Source organism: Brevibacterium sp. ACRRH (assembly GCF_022346365.1).
GTDB classification, from domain to species: domain Bacteria; phylum Actinomycetota; class Actinomycetes; order Actinomycetales; family Brevibacteriaceae; genus Brevibacterium; species Brevibacterium paucivorans.
The window spans coordinates 198,769-219,457 of record NZ_JAKRMN010000003.1; the positions used below are offsets into that span (position 1 = coordinate 198,769).

Consider the following 20,689-nt stretch of genomic DNA (forward strand, 5'->3'; position numbering starts at 1 on the left):
CTCAGTTGCCCTGAGTCTTTTTCTCGCCCTCAGGTTTTTTCTCACCTGCAGGCTTGTCCTCACCCTCGGGCTTCTTCTCTTCCGGCTTTTCGACCACGAACTTAGCCGGCTGGCTCTCGATATCGCCCAGTTTGGTCACCAGCGTGTATTCGCCGGGGTCCAGCGTGTCTTTTGTGCGGTTGCATTTGTCGTCCGTGGGGATCATGTCCCACGGCAGAACCGATTTCTTGTTGGCACCGGACACAAACACCTGGGTCTGGTCCTTTTGCTGACCGCTCACACAGAACGCGGAACTCCACACGGTGTCCTTGTCCTTTTTCACGGTGAACGTCTGCTTCTGGGGCCCCACGTCGATTGCGCACGACGCATTGTGCTTATTCGTCACGCCCAGCTCCAGCTTGATCACCGAATTGGGTTTATAGCTGGGCTTGTCGGTCTTGGCAGAGATCTCGACAGCTTCCGTGGGGCACTTGCCTGAAGACTCATCGGGCCCCGGTCCAGCAGGCTGCTCACCAGACCCTCCGGATTCGCCAGACTCCCCTGACTCACCCGAGCCATCCGACTCACCTTGCTGCCCACCTTGGCCCTGCTCTTCACCGGACTGGGTCTGTGCCTGAGGCTCCCCCGGCCCGGCCGTGTTCTTTGTGAGCCCCTGCGCCAACAGCACAATACCCACGGTAAACAGGGCCAGAACAACAACCGCCAACCCGAGCACAGTAATGCGCCGCCTGCGGTACACAGACGCGGGCAGTCGACCAGGGCGAGAGTTGTTATTCTGAGACATCACTTGAAGCCTAAACCGCCAGCCGGAGATGTTAAACCTTGACACACCATAAAGTCGCTCGCGCACTCACCCACTGGTTCGCCAGCGCACAGCGACCCCTCCCCTGGAGAGCCGCGGACACCTCGGCCTGGGCGGTGCTTATCTCTGAGATCATGTCTCACCAGACCCCCATGAGCCGGGTGGAACCGGTGTGGCGGGAATGGATGGAACGCTGGCCCACGCCCCGCGCGTTGGCTGACGCCCCCACCGCCGAGGTGTTAGTTGCGTGGGGTTCGTTAGGTTACCCCAGGCGGGCGTTGCGTTTGCAGGAGTGTGCCCGGGCGATTGGGGACGGCGAAGTTCCGCGCACTGAAGAGGGTTTGTTGGCCCTACCAGGTGTGGGCCCATACACGGCTGCTGCGGTTGCGTCGTTTGCGTTTGGTCAGCGGACGATCGTGCTCGACGTGAACGTGCGGCGTGTGTTGTCGCGGGTGTTCGCCGGTGTTGACCACCCCAAGCCTGCGTTGAGCAAGAAAGAGCATGCGTGGGCCAGGCAGTTCGTTCCTGAGGACCACCACGTTGAGTTCAACGCCGCAGCCATGGAGTTGGGAGCCTTGGTGTGTACGTCCCGCAACCCTAAGTGTGACGAGTGCCCGCTGGCCCAGCACTGCGCGTGGCTCGAAGCCGGACGGCCAAAAAGCGACACCCGACCCAAAACCCAAGCATGGCACGGCACTGACCGGCAATTACGCGGTGCCATCATGGCAACGCTCAAGGAATCCACCGTGCAAGGGTGTCCACTGCGGGAAGATTACTTTACGGCTCCTGCCGCTGATTTTGAGGACACCGTCATCACAGAGCTTCCCGAACCGGTGGGTTCGTCCCTGACGCGCGTGCGGGCTTTGGGGACGCATGACCGGATTGCCCGGCTCATCGATGACCTGGTGAGCGACGGACTTGCCACCCGAGACTCAGGTGTTCTCAGTTTGCCCCAGTGAAATCATCATTCGGTAGTTGCCCAACGTGTTGGGCTTTACCCGGGCCAAGTCCAGGAATTCGGCCGTGCCTTCGTCCTGTGAACGTAACAGTTCAGCGAACACTTCAGGGGACACCGGGGTTCCCGTGATCTGCTCAAACCCCAGGGATGCAAAGAAATCGCGTTCGAATGTTAAACAAAACACACGGTCCACGCCCAGGTCTTTTGCGCGCTGAAGGAGACTTTCAATGAGCGCGCGACCCACGCCTCGGCGGCGGAACTGTGCGCTGGTTGCCACTGTCCTAACCTCAGCGAGGTCCTCCCAGAACACGTGGAGTGCGGCGCAGCCGGCCAGAGTGCCGTCTGTGTCTGTCACCACCATGAACTCTTGAATGTTTTCGAAGTAGTTCACGTGGTCCTTGGGCACTAGGATCCGTTCGTCAATGAGCGGCTGGCACAGTGCCCGGATAGCGGCCACGTCCGAGGTGCGGGCCGGCCTGATGTGCAAACCGGATGTCAGTTGCTGGCATCGTTGGCCGGTACCCGCACCGTGGGGTTCTAGCTTGGTGGGTTCAGATGAAGTCACACACCAATGCTAGATCCTTCTACTCTTCGGTCGTTTGGTTAGCCTGTGCTACGGCTTTTCCGTCCGAGTCTTCCGTGGCTTCCGGCTTGCCGGCCGCGTCGTTAGCGGGACCAGCTTCCGGGATCGCGCCCGTGTTGTCTTTTTCGTCCTTGGAACGAGTGAGCACACGGTCGTCCATTTCACCGCGGAAGGTGAACGTGGCCAGGGGCCCTTCGCCTTCCACGTCCACGTAGATGCGCTGTCCCGAGTGAAGCTCGTTGAACAGGATCTTTTCCGACAGCGGATCTTCGATGTCCTGCTGGATGGTGCGGCGCAGTGGACGCGCACCCAGAACTGGGTCGAACCCACGGTCAGCAAGAGCGTTCTTGGCGTCGTCAGACACCTCGATGCTCATACCCTGGTCAGCAAGACGCGTGTCCAGACGGGTCAAGAACAGGTCCACGATCTTGACGATTTCGTCCTTCTGAAGCTGCGGGAACACAATCGTGTCGTCGACACGGTTGAGGAACTCAGGGCGGAAGTGCTGCTTGAGCTCTTCGTTGACCTTCTGCTTCATGCGGTCGTAGCTGGTGGCCGTGTCGTTGTCAGCCTGGAATCCCATGGGGGTTCCCCGGTTGATGTCGCGGGTACCCAGGTTCGTGGTCATGATGATGATGGTGTTCTTGAAGTCCACTTCACGACCCTGCGAGTCCGTTAGACGACCGTCTTCCAAAATCTGCAGTAGCGAGTTGAAGATGTCCGCGTGAGCCTTTTCGACCTCGTCGAACAGCACGATCGAGAACGGACGACGGCGCACCTTTTCAGTGAGCTGTCCACCTTCTTCGTATCCCACGTATCCCGGAGGCGAACCGAACAGACGCGACACAGTGTGCTTCTCAGAGAACTCACTCATGTCCAGGCTGATCAGCGCGGACTCATCACCGAACAGGAACTCGGCAAGAGCCTTAGCGAGCTCGGTCTTACCCACACCGGTAGGTCCGGCGAAAATGAACGAACCGGACGGACGCTTGGGGTCTTTCAGCCCAGCGCGCGTACGACGGATTGCCCGCGATACCGACTTGATCGCATCGTTTTGACCAATGATGCGCTTGTGCAGTTCGTCTTCCATGCGAAGAAGTCGCGACGACTCTTCTTCCGTCAGCTTGAACACAGGGATACCGGTAGCCTTAGCCAGCACTTCAGCGATCAGTTCTTCGTCAACGATCGCTCCGCCACCCTGGGCACCTGAACGCCACGCCTTTTCAGCCTTGTCGCGTTCCTTGGTGAGTTCCATTTCGGTGTTGCGTTCATCAGCTGCGAGCTCAAAGTTCTGCTTGTCGATTGCAACTTCTTTGCGCTTGCGAGCTTCTGCGATCTTCTCGTTGAGATCCTTGATTTCCTGCGGTTCGCTCATGCGAGTGATGCGCAGTTTGGCACCAGCCTCGTCAATGAGGTCGATCGCCTTGTCAGGCAAGTAGCGGTCGTTGATGTAGCGGTCAGAGAGGTTGACCGCTGCTTCCAGCGCACCGTCGGTAATGGTCACCTTGTGGTGGTTTTCGTACTGGTCGCGGAGTCCACGCAGAATCTGAACAGCGATATCCAGCGTAGGCTCAGGCACCTGGATGGGCTGGAAACGACGTTCCAGAGCTGCGTCCTTTTCAATGTTCTTACGGTACTCATCCAACGTGGTGGCACCAATTGTTTGGAGTTCACCACGGGCCAACATTGGCTTGAGGATCGAGGCGGCGTCAATCGCGCCTTCGGCCGCACCTGCACCCACCAGGGTGTGGATTTCGTCGATGAACAGGACGATGTCTCCGCGCGTGCGGATTTCCTTGAGGACCTTCTTGAGGCGCTCTTCAAAGTCACCGCGGTAGCGGGAGCCTGCAACGAGCGACCCCAAGTCCAAAGTGTAGAGCTGCTTGTCATTGAGCGTTTCAGGAACGTCACCGGCCACGATCGCCTGCGCAAGACCTTCGACGACAGCCGTCTTACCTACACCGGGTTCACCGATGAGAACGGGGTTGTTCTTGGTCCTACGCGACAGCACCTGCATGACGCGTTCCATCTGCTCTTCACGACCAATAACCGGGTCCAGTTTGCCTTCCCGGGCTGCCGCGGTGAGGTTGCGCCCAAACTGATCGAGCACCAGCGAACCAGACGGCGTTCCTTCTTCCCGCGCACCAGTAGAAGCAGGTTCCTTGCCCTGGTAACCGGAAATGAGTTTGATGACCTCTTGTCGCACCCGGCCGAGGTCGGCGCCCAGTTTCACAAGCACCTGGGCGGCAACGCCCTCGCCTTCGCGAATGAGCCCCAAAAGAATGTGTTCGGTACCGATGTAGGTGTGACCCAGCTGCAGGGCTTCACGCAGGCTGAGCTCTAGCACCTTTTTTGCACGCGGTGTGAAAGGAATGTGACCGGTAGGAGCCTGCTGACCCTCACCAATAATGTCGACTACCTGTTCGCGTACACCCTCGAGGGAAATGTCCATTCCTTCGAGTGCTTTGGCAGCAATTCCTTCACCTTCATGAATGAGCCCCAAAAGAATGTGTTCGGTTCCGATGTAGTTGTGCTTAAGAAGCTTAGCTTCTTCCTGTGCCAGCACGATGACTCGACGGGCACGATCTGTAAACCGTTCAAACATTTGCCCTCCTGTTTCTGGATTTCTAAGACTGTAACCATGCGGGCCAGTGTTTTATTTGCAGTTTCGCCATCAGCCGAAACAGTTCGGCTGATGGCGAAATTTTGTGGATCCTCAGTGACCTAGTTGGTCAGCGACTTCTCGTATGCCTCGATCACTTCGCTGGACAGACGGCCCCGTTCCGAGACCTCGAACCCGTTGTCGCGGGCCCAGTCCCTGACCTTCACTGGGTCGAAACGGCTACTTGTCGCCTTCTTCTTGGACGTGCGGGAGCCGCTTACGCGTCGCGCCTTAGAGATATATGGTTCAAGCACTTCCCTGAACTTCGCAGCATTGTCGCTGTTCAGTTCAATTTCATAGTCAGTGCCGTCAATTGAGAACTTGATGGTTTCGTCTGCGGGGGTTCCGTCAATGTCGTCAGTGAGAACGACCTTCATCGTGCGCGCCATGTGAGTCACCTTCCGATTGGTCAGTCTGATCCCTGTGGGAGCCTGAACGTGCCGGTGAAGCTCCTTCGGATTCAGCTAGCTGAGCGTAATACTTATCCATTTGTTTGCGCTCGATGCTGTCCGATCGAATAATGGCTCGAATTACGTACCAAAAAATCAATCCGACAACGATCGAAGGAAGCAATACTTTAATGTATTCCACTGTCTATCCTAGCGCTTAGACTTCCGTCTCTATTTTCAGGAATTACTAATTTTCAATTGGCTTCACAAGCGGGAAAAGAATTGTTTCACGAATTCCCAAACCGGTAAGAGCCATGAGGAGTCGGTCGATTCCCATACCCATCCCGCCAGTAGGAGGCATTCCGAATTCCATTGCCGTGAGGAAATCTTCATCCAAAGGCATCGCTTCGTCGTCACCCTTTGCGGCATTACGCATCTGCGTTTCAAAACGTTCCCGCTGGATGACTGGGTCCACGAGCTCTGAATATCCCGTGGCCAGCTCGAATCCACGCACGTAGAGGTCCCACTTTTCAACAACGCCCGGCTTATCGCGGTGTTCACGCACCAAGGGCGAAGTGTCGACGGGGAAGTCTGTGACAAACGTAGGCTCCCACAGCTTGTCTTGGTAGAAGTGCTCCCACATTTCTTCCACGAGTTTTCCGTGCCCTCGGAAGACACCCTCCACGTCGATGTCACACTTCTTAGCAATTGCCAGCAGTTCGTCGACGGTGGTTTCTGGCGTAACAGTTTCCCCGCACTCTTCGGAAAGTGTTTCGTACATGCTGACGGCAGCCCACTCGCCACCGAAGTCGTATTCGGTTCCGTCGGCCAGAGTCACTTGAAGAGAACCAGTCGCTTCTAAAGCAGCATTCTGAACAAGCTTTTTGGTTAATTCCCCGATTGTCGAATAATCGCCATATGCTTCATACGCTTCAAGCATTGCGAATTCCGGAGAGTGTGTAGAGTCAGCACCTTCGTTTCGGAAGTTGCGGTTAATTTCGAAAACCTTTTCCAATCCGCCAACAACAGCACGCTTGAGGAAAAGCTCAGGCGCAATACGCAAATACAGTTCCATGTCGTACGCATTCATATGCGTTGAGAACGGACGTGCCGCCGCTCCAGATGGAATTGTCTGCAACATAGGGGTTTCAATTTCGAGGAACCCGCGTTCGTCGAATGTTTTGCGCAGTGACTTCATCACGTCCGAACGAATGTGAACCGTCTTGCGCGCATCGTCACGCATGATCAGGTCCAGGTACCGCTGGCGCATGCGCCCTTCGTCACCCAACTCAGTGTGCTGCGGTGGCAACGGACGAATCGCTTTGGCTGCCATCTCCCAACGGGAGGCAAAAATCGACAGTTCGCCGCGCTTAGAGCAAATCACGCGCCCTTCCAGGAAAACGTGGTCACCCAAGTCGACGTCGGCTTTCCAGGCGTCCAGCGCCTCTTGACCCACCTCGGCAAGTGACAGCATTCCTTGCAAGCGGGTGCCGTCACCTGACTGCAGGGTCACAAAGCAGAGCTTTCCGGTGTTGCGGAAGAACACGACACGACCAACGACTCCAGCCCGGTCGTCAGTTTCTTCTCCGGCTTCCAGATGCGGATACGCCTGGCGGATTTCTTCCAGGGTGTGGGTGCGTGCAACAGAAACGGGGTACGCTTCACCACCCGCATCGAGCATGCGCTGACGCTTTTCTTTGCGGATGCGCAACTGTTCAGGGTCGAGGTGTTCTTCGTGATCGGTAGGCATGGTCTTAGGCTACCGCGTTTATATGTTCAGCTCCTATTTGGGATCTGCGCTAGAGGACTGCAACAGATCCAGCAAAGCGGTGGCTTGTGCGTCAGAGATCGTGCCGTTGGTGAGAGCACGAGCAACAGTTGCGCGCGCCATGGCCACATACGTGTCACGGGTAGCCACGCCTTCTTGGGCAAGGCTGAACTCGGACAAGGCGCCCAGGTGCGCTTCCACTGTTCCGATGTCTCCACGAGAGACCGGGCCGGTGAGCGCGCTAGGGCCGGACTGCAGAGTGTTGTTCACACTCGCGTCGACGAGCGAGTGCAGAACCTGAGCCGGGTTCTCCAACCCCACACTCGTCAACAGCTCTAACGCCTGGCTGAGGATCACGACCGTGTGATTGGCCGCGTGTGAAATAGCCGCGTGGTACAACGACCTGTCCGCAGGAGCCACAATCACTGGCTCGGCCCCAATCTCCACCACGAGCGCTTGCCCAATCGGCAAAACCGGCTTGGGTGCCGTTACCGCGATCGTGGCCTGGCGAAGACGCGGTAAGTCAATACTGGTCCCGGTAAACGACAAAGACGGGTGCAACGCAAGGGGAATGGCGCCAGAAGGTTCTAACACCTCGGTCCCATACCGGCCCGCGCAGTGGGCCACAATCTGACCAGAGTTGAACTTCCCCAACTTAGCCAGCCCCGATACCAGTTCAGGGAGGATGTCGTCTGGAACGGTGAACAGCACTAATTCGCTGCGCTCCACCACAGTTTCGACATCCAGAATGGGGACGTCGGGGAGCATGGCAGAAGCACGGTCCCGGCTCGCCTCAGAGCTGGCGGTACATCCCACAATCGCGTGTCCTGCTTCGAGTAACGCGCGCCCCATCACAGCACCCACGCGACCGGTTCCAACGATGCCTACGCCTAAGCGTGTCTGGTCCATATGGCCTCCTAGGCTTCGACTCCGTCAAGCACGCGACGGGCGCGCACGGTACGTTCCGCGTAGTCATTCAGCAAAGCGTGCCCGTTGGAGCCATCGAAGTGATAAATGTGCGGATGAACCGGGCCACTGGTGGAGTGAATACTGATCGACTTGAGCCCCAGCGCAGACTGGAGAGGCCCTTCCTCTAACGCCAGCGACTGCACACGGGCGTGCGGCACCAGTTGAACCGTGCGCTCCAGCACTCCCCTACGCACTACAAGCATGGTGTCGGTGAAAGCGAACACGTTGGATTTCCACGAAATCGGGTCCAGCCATTTGGACGACGCAGGCTGGTGCGTGAACATGCGCGCGGCAGGGCCCACCGGCTCACCTTTAGACTTCTTCAACGCCGCTTCACGGATCAAGTCACCACCGTGAATGTCCTCAGGAACTCCGGGGTCAGGAAGCACCAATCCCAGAAGCACCATTACTTCATCGAGCGTTCCCACAGGCAAAAGAACAGAGCCTTTGTCGCCCTCAGACGTTCCGGCCAGGTTGAACGTGGCACGCCACCACCCGAATGGTCGCCACAGCAGACTCTGGCTTAACTCCACCGCCTGGATACGGTCAAGCGGGATCACGCTTCGGCGCGTATCCAGCAGTCCGGACGTGATCGCCAGACCGTCACCGGTAATCGACACAGCGAAGTTGGATTCGGCAAAAGCTTTTTTCACCACTGAGGCAAACGCTGCGACAAGACCGGCGAGACCGGCTAGACCACCAAAGCTGAACGACGTGTTGGGAAGCAGCGCAATCACTGCAATGGCCACGAGGACCGCCAACGTGCAGAGGACCAACGCAAGCGTCGTCGTAGAAACCAGGCGCGAAAGAATCACGCGGTGCGCCGGCACCATGAGCAACCGACCGTCGGCGCTCACATTGGATTTGATGCGGTACGGCATGAGTACAGAGTCCACGGTCTCCGTTAAGTCTTGCGCAACCGCGGTAATGCCACTGTTCAAACTTGCAGTGATGCGGCTTCCGGCAGGTGCGCCGTGGCGGTGGGCTTTCTCGTGGTCCGCCGAGGTCGTTCCCGGGGCCTCGGTGTCCGTACTATGTGCGGGGTTACCTTCAGGGGCCCGGTCAGTCGGGGCGACCTCGGCCGGTGATTCCACAGGCGCACGCTTCTCACTTTTCGCGGCACGGACTTGCGCGAGCATGTCTTCACGCAGGTCTTCGGCCTGTCGTTTCGTGAGGAATTTGATGGTAACTTCCGAGCCTTCACCACCGGCAACGTCGAAGGTGAGTTCGGCCATGCCGAAGATGCGTGGCATGAACCGTTGTCGGATGTCGATCGACTGCACTCGGTCCAGCCGCGCTTTACGCAGCTGCTTGTTGAGGATTCCCCAACGCGAATACACCGCGTTGTGGTCAATCGCGTATGCGCGAACCCGCCACGACCACCAGTTGAGCGCAATGATCCCTGCAAACACCAGAACAACCACCAGCAACCAGGCGAGGTTCTTGACAATAAAGTCGATCGTTCCGTGTTCAACCGCAAAGACCACCAGTTCAATCAGGTCTTGAACTTGGTTGAACGAAAAGGACACGAACGCCACAACGAGCGCGATCAGCCCCAGTCCCACGTCGAGGAACGGGGTGGCGGGGTGAACTCGGTGCCAGTCGAGGTGGTCTGGCTGCGCGTCTCCCTCTGTAGCAGGGGCGCTCTGTGCGTCTAGGTTTTCCTGTGACACCGATGGCCTCACAATCCAGCCAGGTGAGTTTCACCGCGCTGCGCCAGAAGTTCGCGCAGGTGGTCGGCGTCTTCAGCGGGAAGCCCGGGGATGGTCGCGTCTGAGGACGCCGAGGCGGTGTGCAGTTCCACTGTTGCCAGCCCAAAGAAACGGCTCACCGGCCCGGAAGAAACGTCGACAAACTGCATGCGCCCAAAGGGCACGACCGTGGTGCTGCGGAACATGATCCCCCGCTGGATGAGCAGGTCATTTGCCCGGATTGCATACCCCAAGTTCTTCACCTGACGGTGAGCAACGATAACCCACCAGACAATTCCGACAACAGCAAGAACACCAACTGCGACTGGAGCCCACCAGGGCAGAAAAACTGCTGCCATCACACACGCCACAACAGCAACGACAACGAACCACAAACCATTCACAAGCCACACAAAAAATAGTTTGCTGTCTACTTGAACGATCTGGTCATTCATACCGGTTCAGTTCCTTCTGGGTCATCGGGTGGGAGTTGGCAGAATGACTCTACGACAAGGCCCACAATCATCAAAACCGCTGCGGATGCCACCGCCAGAAGCATTCCGGCCCCGGCAGAACTACGCGCACCACCGCCGGTTGTGAGCAGATACACCGCGCTTCCCGCGTACCACCCGGTGAGGCTGGCTCCCGCAAGTGCTGCCGCTTTGGCCATAATGGCCACGCGAGCGGCTTTAAGCGGGTCGAGGACGCGTGAACGGTCGCCTTCGTTCCACTTTTTGATGGGGAGGCCAACAATCAGAAGAACAACCGAAAGGATCATCATTCCCACGATTGCCAGCCACGGGATCCCCGGGAGCATCTGCCCGTAGGATTCCCACATGAAGTTGAACAAGTAGGCAAGTGCCAGCCCAAGTAAACCTGCAATCGCAAGCGTTTTGGGTTTGGTCTGGCTCATGCTCGTTCAACCCCTTGGTCGCCAAGTTCTTCCAGTCGTTCACGAACCGTCAGCGTCGTGCCGTCTACTTCTATTGTCGCGCTGGGGTCGATTTCATGCCAGGGTGTGAGCACAAACGCCCGATTGCCCGATTCCGGGTGAGGCAGGGTGAGCACCGGGTCTGTAAGCGTCAGTTGGGCGCCCGCATCGCTTGGGCCTGCACCCTGTTCCAGGCTCGCATGCGGGGTGAACCGGATGAGGTCCAGGTCCAATGTGCGTGGCCCCCAACGCACGTCACGCGTGCGGCCGTGTGCCAGTTCAACACCTTGGCACACACCTAACAGTTCATACGCAGAAAGTGTGGTCTCAACCGTCATCACCGCGTTGATGAAGTCGTCTTGTTCCACACCACCAACGGGTGCGGACCTATACAGCGAGGAGCGTTGAAGCACCGTAATGTGAGGGTGCAGATCAAGCGCGTCCATGGCACTCTGAACGGTCTCAGCAGGCTTCCCCATGTTAGCGCCCACACCGATCACGGCCTGCCCGCCACGTACCAACCGCTCATGTTGCAAACGCTCGCGCTGCCGACGCCCTTCGCCGGACCTGCGCACGGTGACCGAAACATCCTGGAAGTCCTGGTCGATGGGAGCCTGCGGTTTGTGAACCGTGACCTCCACCGAATCCGCCATACGTAACACGTCACCAGCGATGGCCCATGCCAATGCTTCGATCAAGTCAAAGGGCTCACCCGTGATGCGGTCGGCCACGATCTGCGCGACGTCCGCGTAGTTGATGGTGTCCTCTAACCGGTCCGATTCCCCCGCTTGCGCGTGGTCGGCGTGGAGCACCACATCGACAACGAAGTCCTGACCTTCGCGCTTTTCAAAGTCGAAAACACCGTGGAAACCGCGCGCTTTTAACCCAGTCAGAGTGATCCGGTCGTCACCCATGAAGGGCCCGTTCGGTGACGCTTGCGACCACCGCCGAGGTGCGCACATCGTGGACGCGCACGCCCCACGCTCGTGCGTGGCAGGCAAGGGCGGTCAACGCCGAGGTGGCAGTATCCAGATTGCGTTCGTCCACCTCGGCGGCGGTTTCCTCCAGATGCGAGGACAGGAAACGCTTGCGCGACCCTGCCACCAGCAACCGGGGGCCAATGCTGACCAACCGGTCGAGGTGAGACATGAGCGTCCAGTTGTGTTGCGCGTTTTTCGAAAAGCCCAGCCCCGGGTCCACGATGATGCGGCCGGGGTTCACGCCCGCATCCACGGCAGCGTCGACGCGTTGGATCAGTTCAGCACGAACTTCTTCTACAACGTCGTCGTAATGGAACACAGCACCGGCGTCGGACAGCAGGCCACGCCAGTGCATGAGGATGATTTCACTGTGCGTTTCGGCCGCCAGGCGCAACATATCTGGGTCCATCTGGCCCGCGGACACGTCGTTGATATAGCGCGCGCCCACTTCGAGGCAAGCTCGCATAGTGGAGGCGTTCATGGTGTCCACGCTGACCGCGATCCCCTGTTTGGCAAGCTCTGTAACCACGGGAAGCACGCGACGCTGTTCCTCTTCTTCGCCCACCCGGGCAGAACCCGGGCGCGTCGATTCGCCTCCCACATCGATGATGTGCGCGCCGTCTTGCACCATCTGGTGTGCGTGGTCGAGCGCACTCGTGGTGTCAAAGTAGCGTCCGCCGTCGGAGAACGAGTCTGGGGTGACGTTCAAAATCCCCATAATTTTCATGTTGTGCCTCGGATCAAACTCATTGCTTCGGCGCGCGATGTGGGTTTGCGTAAGCTTCCGCGCACCGCTGACGTAATTGTGGACGCACCGGCTTTGTCGACCCCGCGCATGGACATGCACAGGTGTTCAGCTTCGATCACCACGATCGCACCCCGGGGTTCAAGGTGTTCCATGAGCGCGTCGGCGATCTGGCCGGTGAGCCGTTCTTGGACTTGTGGCCTGCGCGCGTACAGCTCGACCAGACGTGCCAGTTTTGAAAGCCCAGTCACACGCCCCGAGGTGTTGGGGATGTAACCCACATGGGCGATCCCGTGGAACGGCAACAAGTGGTGTTCACATGTGGAGAACATTTCGATGTTGCGCACCAACACCATTTCGTCGTGCCCGATTTCGAACGTAGTCGACAGCACTTCTGCTGGGTCTTGCCCGATTCCGGCAAACAGTTCCGCATACGCGCGGGCTACCCGCCCGGGTGTTTCCTGCAGTCCGTCGCGGCCCGGGTCTTCGCCAATCGCGTGCAGGATTTCGCGGACCGCTGCCTCAATGCGCGGCTGGTCCACCATTAGCGGTCAGTCCACGGTGGTTGCTGGTCGCCGGGCTGGTTGCCAGGGCCAGCCTGAGGTGGCCGAGGTGGTTCCTGGGGCGAGTCCACCGGTGGCTGAGGTGCGCCCGGCTCCGGTGTGCCCGGGCCTGCCTGAGGTGGCTGGTTACCTGGGATTGGGTGCGGGTCAATGGGCGGTTGCTCTGATTCCCCTGGTTGCCCAGACTCCCCTGGTTTGGTTTCAGGAGCGTCGAGGGGTGCCTCCCACACCTCGGGGTTCTCAGGGCGCACACGTTCCGGAACCTCGATAGGAGGAATGTTGGAAACCGGACGCGACGGATCCGCCAGCCACACATCACGCTTGGGGGCCTTCTTCACCTCGGCAAAAATTTCTGCCAACTGCGCCTGGTCCAGGGTTTCCTTTTCGAGGAGTTCGTGGGCCAGACGGTCCAGAATGTCGCGGTTTTCATTCAGCGCGCGGTAGGCGTCGGCGTGTGCCGCGTCGACGAGCGCGCGAATCTCCAAGTCGATCTGGCGGTAGGTTTCGTCGGATGCGTGGGCTTCTGCTCCTGGTCCGCGTCCGGCGAACGGCTCAGAGGACACGTCACCGATCTTGACCATTCCAACGCTTTGCGTCATGCCGTACTGCGTGACCATCTTCTTGGCCGTGCTGGTGGCTTTTTCAATGTCGTTGCTGGCACCCGTGGTGGGGTCGTGGAACACGATTTCTTCTGCCACGCGCCCACCCATCGCATACGCGAGCTGGTCCAAAAGTTCGTTGCGCGTGGTGGAGTACTTGTCTTCGCTTGGAAGAACCATGGTGTATCCGAGTGCGCGGCCACGTGGAAGGATGGTGACCTTTGTGACTGGGTCGGTGTGATTCATGGCCGCGGCCACAAGCGCGTGACCACCCTCGTGGTAGGCGGTGACCAGACGTTCCTTGTCGTTCATCAAACGGGTGCGCTTCTGCGGCCCGGCGATGACACGGTCAATCGCTTCGTCCAGAATACGGTTGTCGATCTGCGTGCGACCCGAACGTGCCGTGAGCAGGGCAGCTTCGTTGAGGACGTTCGCCAAGTCAGCACCGGAGAAACCGGGGGTGCGCTTAGCGATTTGAGCCAGATCCACTTCAGGCGCGAGCGGTTTGTTGCGCGCGTGGACTCCCAGGATGTGTTGGCGACCCTTCATATCGGGTACTTCCACATTGACCTGGCGATCAAAACGTCCAGGACGCAGCAGAGCAGGGTCCAGGACATCCGGACGGTTGGTTGCCGCAATGAGGATCACGTTGGTGGTGGCGTCGAAACCGTCCATTTCCACCAGCAACTGGTTGAGTGTCTGTTCGCGTTCGTCGTTACCGCCACCCATTCCGGCACCGCGCTGACGACCCACTGCGTCGATTTCGTCGATGAAGATGATGGCGGGTGAGTTGTTCTTTGCCTGCTCAAACAGGTCGCGAACACGTGAGGCACCCACACCCACGTACATTTCCACAAAGTCAGAACCAGAAATGGAGAAGAACGGTACGCCCGCTTCTCCGGCTACGGCGCGGGCCAGAAGTGTTTTACCGGTTCCGGGAGGGCCGTAGAGCATGACACCCTTAGGGATTTTGGCTCCCAAGTCCGTGAACTTCTTGGGTTCAGCCAAGAACTCCTTAATTTCTTGGAGCTCTTCCAATGCTTCGTCTACACCGGCGACATCTTTAAACGTGACATCGGGGTGTTCTTTGTTGACCAGCTTGGCCTTGGACTTACCAAAGTTCATGATCCCCTTGGCACCTCCGGACATCTGCGAAAGCAGGAACCAGAAGATGGCCAGGATGATGACGAACGGAATGACGTTGAGCAGCAGAGAGGTGAGGAACGACCGCTTAGGAACCTCGTCGGTGTAGCCCTTCTTGATGTCCGCGTCGTTGATCGCCTTGATGACCTGATCGCCACGAGGCTCTACGTAGAAGAACTGAACCCGTTTACCGTAGTTGCGGTCGTCGACTTTGTAGTCTTCAGTCAGCACCATGTCGACGCGCTGATCACCGTCAACGACCTTGATCTGCTCCACGGTCTTGCCGTTGAGCAGTTCGAGTCCCTGTTTGGTGTCGATGCGCTGGTAGCCACCACCGGACAACCACAGCATTCCAATAGAAACGATGACAATAGCCAGCACGATCCAAACGATGGGTCCGCGCGTCAGCTTCTTCACGCCGAACTTATTGGAATCCTTGTCGTCGGATCCTCTAGGGTCCCGACGCTTCAGATCGTTGTTCTTGTCGGTCATTAATTCTCTCTGTACGTACTTGTGGGTCTGTTGTGTAGGTCTATTAACTGTAGACGTGTGGCGCGAGTGTTGCGACGAATGGCACGTTGCGATACTTCTCGGCGTAGTCTAGCCCGTATCCCACAACAAATTTGTTAGGAACGTCAAAGCCTACATAACGCACATCAATGTCAACCTTGAGTGCTTCAGGTTTGCGCAACATGGTGCAGATTTCGACTGACGCTGCACCACGGGACTTCAAGTTAGCAAGAAGCCACGAAAGAGTCAGACCAGAGTCAATAATGTCTTCAACGATCAGAACGTGCTGATCCTTCAGGTCAGTGTCTAGGTCCTTAAGAATGCGGACAACACCGGAGGACTTGGTGCCGGAGCCGTAGGAAGATACAGCCATCCAGTCCATGCGCACAGGCGAGTGCAAAGCGCGCGCCAGATCGGCCATCACCATGACAGCGCCCTTGAGGACTCCCACTACCAGAAGGTCTTTGCCTTCGTAGTCCCGGTCGATGTCGGCTGCGAGTTCAGTGAGTCGGTGTTTGATCTGTGTTTCGGTTACCAGGATCTCTTCGATGTCATCGCCCAGGTCGCGCTGATCCACGTTGCGTCCTTTCTTGTTTTCGCTGCTCGTTTTAGCTTACCTGTAAATGGGTGCTCGCCCGTCACGCCTGCGGAACTGCACGTCGCCGGCGCGAGTGCGGACCACCTCGGCGGCGGGAGGGCACGACACCGCCCCAGCCCGCGCTCCCGTCAGAAGGTCATCGATGGCGGTGACGTGATGGAAGCCCGCTTCGTTGTTGGGTGAGAATTGCCACAGCCAGTCACGGATCACGCGCGTGCGCAACGCGGCGGGCAACTTAGCTGCGGTGCTCACAAGTGTGTCGCCGCGGATGTGCGCTTGGGCATCCGTTTGGGATTCGAGTTCGTCGGAGTCCATAGCCAGAAGGTGGGCAGTGCGCGCCAGGTTGGCGTACACGCCAGGGCCTGCGACCTCGGCGAGCGCGGGCATCAACTGGGTGCGCACTTTCACGCGTGTGAAGCTGGGGTCTGAGTTCATGGGGTCGTTCCACACGGGGATGTTTTGGGCGGTGGTGGCGGCTTCGGTTTCGGCCCGGGTAATGCCAAGCAGGGGACGGATGTACGGGCCGGTGCGGGGCCGCATGCCGGCCAAGGACCGCGCGCCGGAGCCCCGCAAAAGTCCCAGGAGCACGGTTTCGGCCTGGTCGTTTTGTGTGTGGGCCAGCAAGATCCCCGAGGTGACGTGCGCTTTGGCTGCCCGGTCGAGGGCCGCGTATCGGGCCGTGCGTGCGTCGGCTTCCAGGCCGTCCGAGGTTGCCGTCACCTCCGCTGTTTCGACAGTCGCGGTGAGTCCCAGGTCAGTGAGCGCGCGCTGCGTGCGGGTTGCGACCTCGGCGCTTCCTTCCTGTAGCCCGTGGTCGACGGTGACCGCAACAAACTGGTAGTCCTTGCGGGTCAGGAACGCGCACGCGGCGGCCAGGCTCATGGAGTCCGCTCCCCCGGATACCGCGATGAGGTAGGTGTGACCGGGTTCCAGTGCGTCTTTGACGGCCTTGCGGATTTTCGCCGAGGCGGGGTCCAGCCTGGGTCGTCTAGGCACGGATACGCTCCAGCCACAGTTCAGGGTTGTCGAGTTCAGCCTGGGTGGGCAGGTTTTCCGGGCTTTGCCACAGTGGGTGCAGGCCGGCGTGCCCGCGGTGTTTCACGACTCCGCGGATGAACGCAGCACCCGTGGTGTATTGCTCCAGTTTGTTTTGGAAACCCAGCAGGCGGTTGAGCCCATTGACGCTGGTGGCGCGTTTGCGGTCGAATGCGCGGCGGATTCTGGCGACGGTGGGGATCACGGAGGGCCCGCACGAGTCCATGACGACGTCCGCGTGGCCTTCGAGCACGCTCATGACGGCGGTGATTTCGTTGACTGCTTGGCGTTTATCGGGGGTGGTGATGGCGTCGAGCAGGGATCCGCCTTTGAGTGCTTCGATCCAATTTTCATCCTGTGTGGACTTACGCACCAGGACGCTCACCCGCTCGATCATGTAGTCGCGCAGCCACGGGGCCATGGCGAACTGCACGCGGTGGGTTGTTTCGTGCAAGGTGACCCACAGGCGGAAGTCGCGGGGGTCGACTTCGAGGCGCTTTTCGGCTTCCAGTACGTTTGGTGCCACCAGCATGAGTCGCCGGTGGGAGCCCAGCGGGTCGAACTGACCCAACACGCGCCCGGCAAGAACGGCGAGCACTGTGCCCAGTTGCGCGGAGCCGACGCGCACGACCGGGTTGATGCGAAACATTGACGGTTTGGGTGGGGTCATCAGGCTGGCGCCCAGCTCGGCGAATGTCTGCGCGTTAGCGGTGAGCCACCCCACGCGGTCGACCACTAGAACGGTGTCGCCGGTGACGGTGTTGCGGACGCTGTCCTCCCACTCCCGTGGCAGGTTCACCGTGCGTAGGACCAAATCGACCGAGGTGTCCGCCGCTTCGCGTAGATCCTGCACCAGAGTGCGTGCGGTGTGGGCGTCTGGAATGGGGCCCGGGGCTGTGAGTTCACGTCCGGTGCGCACGATTGTGGGCACATGAAAAGGTTTTTCGTTCATCCGGTACACCCGCATTCGGCTAGTGCGGTCACAGCCCGGTCTACAACTTTGCGCGCCTCGTTGGAGCTGCCGCGTTCAAGGCCGTCGGCCATGATGGTGAAGGTGAGGAGGCGACCGTCTTTGGTGGTGACCACACCTGACAGGCTGGTGACGGTGGCCAGCGTTCCAGTCTTGGCGCTGACGACTCCTGCCGCTGGCTCGGTTTCTGGGTCGTTGTACCGCTTGATGAGCGTTCCGGACAGACCCCCAACTGGCATGTTGGGGAGGAGTTCGGCCAGGTCTTCACGCTGGGCAACGCTGGTGATGATCTGGGTGAGTTCGTTGGGCGAAATTCGGTTGTCGTAGTTGAGCCCCGACGTGTCACCCAGGGTGATCGACGCGGTGTCGAGTTTCATGTCCTTGAGCTGGTTGAGCACAGCTTGCGGGGAGGCCTCAAGCCCTGGCTTGTCTCCACGCTTGACGGCCACTTCGATGCCCAAGTTTTCGGCAACCACGTTGTCGGAGTGCAACAGCATGTACCGAATCACGCTGCTGACCGGGGCCGATTCCACCTGGGCAGCCTTTTCCGCCGACTCCGGCGCTGCTTGGGGCTTTTCCACCTTCACGTCGATCCCGCGGTCCTTGAGGGCCTTCTCAAAGTCCTTGACGGCACGGTTCACAGGGTCCTGTTCGCGCGAAGAAAACCGCGCGCGCTTCACCAACCCGGCGTCCACCATGAGTGGTTTGACGGGAGAAATATAGCCGTTGCCAATGTCTGCGCGGTCCCATTTCTTGCGGAAGTCCGGGCCCTCATACCGGGAGACGTCCGCGCGCAACGTCACGGAGGTGCGACCTCGGTCCTTTAAGAACGCCGAGGTGCTTTCCGCCAAAGTGCCCAACCCCGCGTGTCCGATGATGGAGTTAGGGTCGGATTCGCCGGCTCCAAGAAGGACGTCTCCCCCGCCCTTGAGGAACAGGGTGTCGCCATCGAGGAGGGCTTCCGTTGTGAACCGCGTGGAGGGCCCCAGCGCATCCAGGGCTGCGGTGGCGGTGAGGACTTTTGTGACCGAGGCAGGGGTCCTGGCCCGGTTGGCGTCCTTGTCATAGAGCGTGTCGCCCGTTTTGGCGTCACGGACTTCAGCGGAGAACTTTGAGGGGTCCTTTGCAGAGCCAAAGATGGGGTCGAGCCGCTGACGCAGGTCATGCGGTACGGGCGCGTCGTCGGCAAGCGCCGGCATGTCCACCGAGCTGTGCGATTCGGGTCCGGGTTGCGGAAGCGCTTGCACTTCGATGGGTGGTTTGGTGGTGAGGAAACCGGGAGCGATGTCCGCCACGTCAAGGGCTAGGTAACCGGCGAGCGCGACGACCACTCCGGCGCTTGTGAACATCAGACCTGCTCTGCGCTTGCGCGCTTGGTGACGACGGGCTTTTCGACTGGACATACTCTTCCATTTGGGATTGTGGGTGAGGGGTGGTGCTTTCACCAGTACACTCCGCTTATTATTCTCTATGCTAAGGGAGGTACCTCTCAGGCGCGTTTTCGCGCATGCCTACTAGCCAGAAATGGAGCATTCATGGAGCTTTTGGCCACAATCGAAATTCCTGCCGGTTCGCGCAACAAGTACGAAGTGGACCACGAAACCGGACGGGTCAAGCTGGACCGTTACCTGTTTACCTCGATGGCTTACCCCACGGACTACGGGTACTTCGAAGACACCTTGGGTGAAGACGGTGACCCACTTGACGTTCTGGTTCTGCTCCACGAATCGGTGTTCCCTGGTTGCCAGCTCGACGCTCGCCCCATTGGCGTTTTCAAGATGGTTGACGAAGCTGGTGGCGACGACAAGGTTTTGGCTGTTCTCGCCGACGACCCACGCTTCGAAGACATCACTGACGTGAAGGACATTTCGAAGTTCCAGCTCGACGCGATTGAGCACTTCTTCGTTCACTACAAGGACCTGGAGCCAGGCAAGTACGTCAAGGGATCCGAATGGGCTGGCCGTGAAGAGGCCGAGCGCATCGTGAACGAATCGATCGAACGCTTCAAGTCCGAAGGTCACTAAGCTAAAGGTTCGCGCTTCACTCACGCGGAGCGCCAGCAGACAGTCTCATAGTTAGGGTGACCTAACAAGATGATCCAAATGCCGTGTGTCACAGTACACACATGCACTTGGATCATCTTTCGTTTGCGGCACAGTCAGACGGATATCAGGCAACGGCAGAACGTTTGGCTGAGAAACTTGGATTGTCCTTTTACGACGGTGGAGTGCATCCACGGTTCGGAACTCGTAATCTCATTTTCCCGCTCACAGGTGGGCACTACGTTGAAGTGGTGGAAGCTCTTGAGCACCCAGCGGCTCTAGCAACCCCGTACGGGCAGGCTGTGCGAGCACGGTCTGAACTGGGTGGTGGCTGGATGGGTTGGTGTGTCCGCACCGACGACTTGGCAAGCGTGGAAGATCGGTTGGGTCGCAAGGCTGTTGACGGTAACCGTCAGGCCGTGGGCGGGCCGGAACTCGAGTGGAAGCAGATCGGCGTCAAGGGGCTCATGGCAGACCCTCAGTTGCCGTACTTCATTCACTGGCTGTCCCCTACAGCTGACCACCCGGCGCACTGGAAGGCACCCAGTAGCGACGTTGCGATCAAGTCCTTGCAGATTGCGGGCAACCGCGACAGGGTGCGTGACTGGTTGGGTACCGACGACCCTAAGCCAATTCCAGAAATTGGGATCGACTGGACGGCTCCCAATGCTGCGCCTGGACTCATTTCGGTCACGTTCACCACACCGCAGGGCGAGGTTGTTGTTTAAGGCCAGCGCCGTTTAAAGCGAGG

20 protein-coding genes are annotated in these 20,689 nt (G+C 58.9%); 3 read left to right on the forward strand and 17 right to left on the reverse strand.

The features are described from left to right. Window position 1: 1 nt before the first annotated feature. A complete protein-coding gene (locus MHX53_RS04555; protein ID WP_239271400.1) occupies window positions 2-784 on the reverse strand; it encodes a hypothetical protein in 783 nt (260 codons plus the stop codon). 38 nt (window positions 785-822) lie between these two features. On the opposite strand from MHX53_RS04555, the gene MHX53_RS04560 reads away from it, so the two are divergent. Beyond that, entirely contained in the window at window positions 823-1,761 is a 939-nt protein-coding gene (locus MHX53_RS04560; protein WP_239271401.1) for an A/G-specific adenine glycosylase, read from the forward strand. On the opposite strand, the gene MHX53_RS04565 is transcribed toward MHX53_RS04560, so the two are convergent. From MHX53_RS04565 to dacB, 16 genes are all read right to left on the reverse strand, one after another. Then, window positions 1,735-2,259 carry an amino-acid N-acetyltransferase gene (locus MHX53_RS04565; protein WP_239271431.1) on the reverse strand — a complete coding sequence of 175 codons (525 nt, stop codon included), beginning with the start codon at window positions 2,257-2,259 and terminating at the stop codon, window positions 1,735-1,737. The genes MHX53_RS04560 and MHX53_RS04565 overlap by 27 nt on opposite strands. Before the next feature lie 85 nt (window positions 2,260-2,344). After that, entirely contained in the window at window positions 2,345-4,948 is a 2,604-nt protein-coding gene (locus MHX53_RS04570; protein WP_239271402.1) for an ATP-dependent Clp protease ATP-binding subunit, read from the reverse strand. A gap of 119 nt (window positions 4,949-5,067) precedes the next feature. Then, window positions 5,068-5,394 (reverse strand): Lsr2 family protein, encoded by a 327-nt coding sequence (locus MHX53_RS04575; RefSeq protein WP_239271403.1) that lies wholly within the window; start codon window positions 5,392-5,394, stop codon window positions 5,068-5,070. A 247-nt stretch (window positions 5,395-5,641) separates the two neighbouring features. After that, on the reverse strand, window positions 5,642-7,144 hold the full coding sequence (gene lysS, locus MHX53_RS04580; RefSeq protein ID WP_239271404.1) for a lysine--tRNA ligase: 1,503 nt from the start codon (window positions 7,142-7,144) through the stop codon (window positions 5,642-5,644). Between the two features lie 33 nt (window positions 7,145-7,177). Further along, window positions 7,178-8,071: a DUF2520 domain-containing protein gene (locus MHX53_RS04585; RefSeq protein WP_239271405.1), complete on the reverse strand. Its 894-nt coding sequence runs from the start codon at window positions 8,069-8,071 to the stop codon at window positions 7,178-7,180. 8 nt (window positions 8,072-8,079) lie between these two features. Beyond that, complete coding sequence (locus MHX53_RS04590) at window positions 8,080-9,804, reverse strand: PH domain-containing protein (protein ID WP_239271406.1); 1,725 nt, start codon at window positions 9,802-9,804, stop codon at window positions 8,080-8,082. A gap of 8 nt (window positions 9,805-9,812) precedes the next feature. Then, on the reverse strand, window positions 9,813-10,277 hold the full coding sequence (locus MHX53_RS04595) for a PH domain-containing protein (protein ID WP_239271407.1): 465 nt from the start codon (window positions 10,275-10,277) through the stop codon (window positions 9,813-9,815). Then, window positions 10,274-10,735 (reverse strand): DUF3180 domain-containing protein, encoded by a 462-nt coding sequence (locus tag MHX53_RS04600; protein WP_239271408.1) that lies wholly within the window; start codon window positions 10,733-10,735, stop codon window positions 10,274-10,276. The genes MHX53_RS04595 and MHX53_RS04600 overlap by 4 nt, the downstream gene beginning before the upstream one ends. After that, window positions 10,732-11,667, reverse strand: a complete 936-nt coding sequence (folK, locus tag MHX53_RS04605) for a 2-amino-4-hydroxy-6-hydroxymethyldihydropteridine diphosphokinase (RefSeq protein ID WP_239271409.1) — start codon at window positions 11,665-11,667, stop codon at window positions 10,732-10,734. Before folK ends, MHX53_RS04600 begins: the two co-directional genes overlap by 4 nt. Continuing rightward, window positions 11,660-12,451, reverse strand: coding sequence for a dihydropteroate synthase (gene folP / locus MHX53_RS04610; RefSeq protein WP_239271410.1), 792 nt, complete (start codon window positions 12,449-12,451; stop codon window positions 11,660-11,662). Before folP ends, folK begins: the two co-directional genes overlap by 8 nt. Window positions 12,452-12,456: 5 nt before the next feature. Next, complete coding sequence (folE, locus tag MHX53_RS04615; RefSeq protein WP_102238456.1) at window positions 12,457-13,023, reverse strand: GTP cyclohydrolase I FolE; 567 nt, start codon at window positions 13,021-13,023, stop codon at window positions 12,457-12,459. Then, complete coding sequence (gene ftsH / locus MHX53_RS04620; protein ID WP_239271411.1) at window positions 13,023-15,275, reverse strand: ATP-dependent zinc metalloprotease FtsH; 2,253 nt, start codon at window positions 15,273-15,275, stop codon at window positions 13,023-13,025. Before ftsH ends, folE begins: the two co-directional genes overlap by 1 nt. A gap of 43 nt (window positions 15,276-15,318) precedes the next feature. Next, a complete protein-coding gene (gene hpt / locus MHX53_RS04625; RefSeq protein WP_204515463.1) occupies window positions 15,319-15,870 on the reverse strand; it encodes a hypoxanthine phosphoribosyltransferase in 552 nt (183 codons plus the stop codon). Window positions 15,871-15,906: 36 nt separating this feature from the next. Beyond that, window positions 15,907-16,887: a tRNA lysidine(34) synthetase TilS gene (gene tilS / locus MHX53_RS04630; RefSeq protein WP_239271412.1), complete on the reverse strand. Its 981-nt coding sequence runs from the start codon at window positions 16,885-16,887 to the stop codon at window positions 15,907-15,909. Further along, on the reverse strand, window positions 16,880-17,878 hold the full coding sequence (locus tag MHX53_RS04635; protein WP_180965312.1) for a zinc-dependent metalloprotease: 999 nt from the start codon (window positions 17,876-17,878) through the stop codon (window positions 16,880-16,882). Before MHX53_RS04635 ends, tilS begins: the two co-directional genes overlap by 8 nt. After that, complete coding sequence (dacB, locus tag MHX53_RS04640; protein WP_239271413.1) at window positions 17,875-19,299, reverse strand: D-alanyl-D-alanine carboxypeptidase/D-alanyl-D-alanine-endopeptidase; 1,425 nt, start codon at window positions 19,297-19,299, stop codon at window positions 17,875-17,877. The genes MHX53_RS04635 and dacB overlap by 4 nt, the downstream gene beginning before the upstream one ends. A gap of 132 nt (window positions 19,300-19,431) precedes the next feature. Here dacB and MHX53_RS04645 point away from each other — a divergent pair, with 132 nt between their 5' ends. Both MHX53_RS04645 and MHX53_RS04650 read left to right on the forward strand, forming a co-directional pair. Then, window positions 19,432-19,920 carry an inorganic diphosphatase gene (locus MHX53_RS04645; protein WP_102238451.1) on the forward strand — a complete coding sequence of 163 codons (489 nt, stop codon included), beginning with the start codon at window positions 19,432-19,434 and terminating at the stop codon, window positions 19,918-19,920. A gap of 101 nt (window positions 19,921-20,021) precedes the next feature. Further along, window positions 20,022-20,666 (forward strand): VOC family protein, encoded by a 645-nt coding sequence (locus MHX53_RS04650; protein WP_239271414.1) that lies wholly within the window; start codon window positions 20,022-20,024, stop codon window positions 20,664-20,666. Window positions 20,667-20,689: the final 23 nt, after the last annotated feature.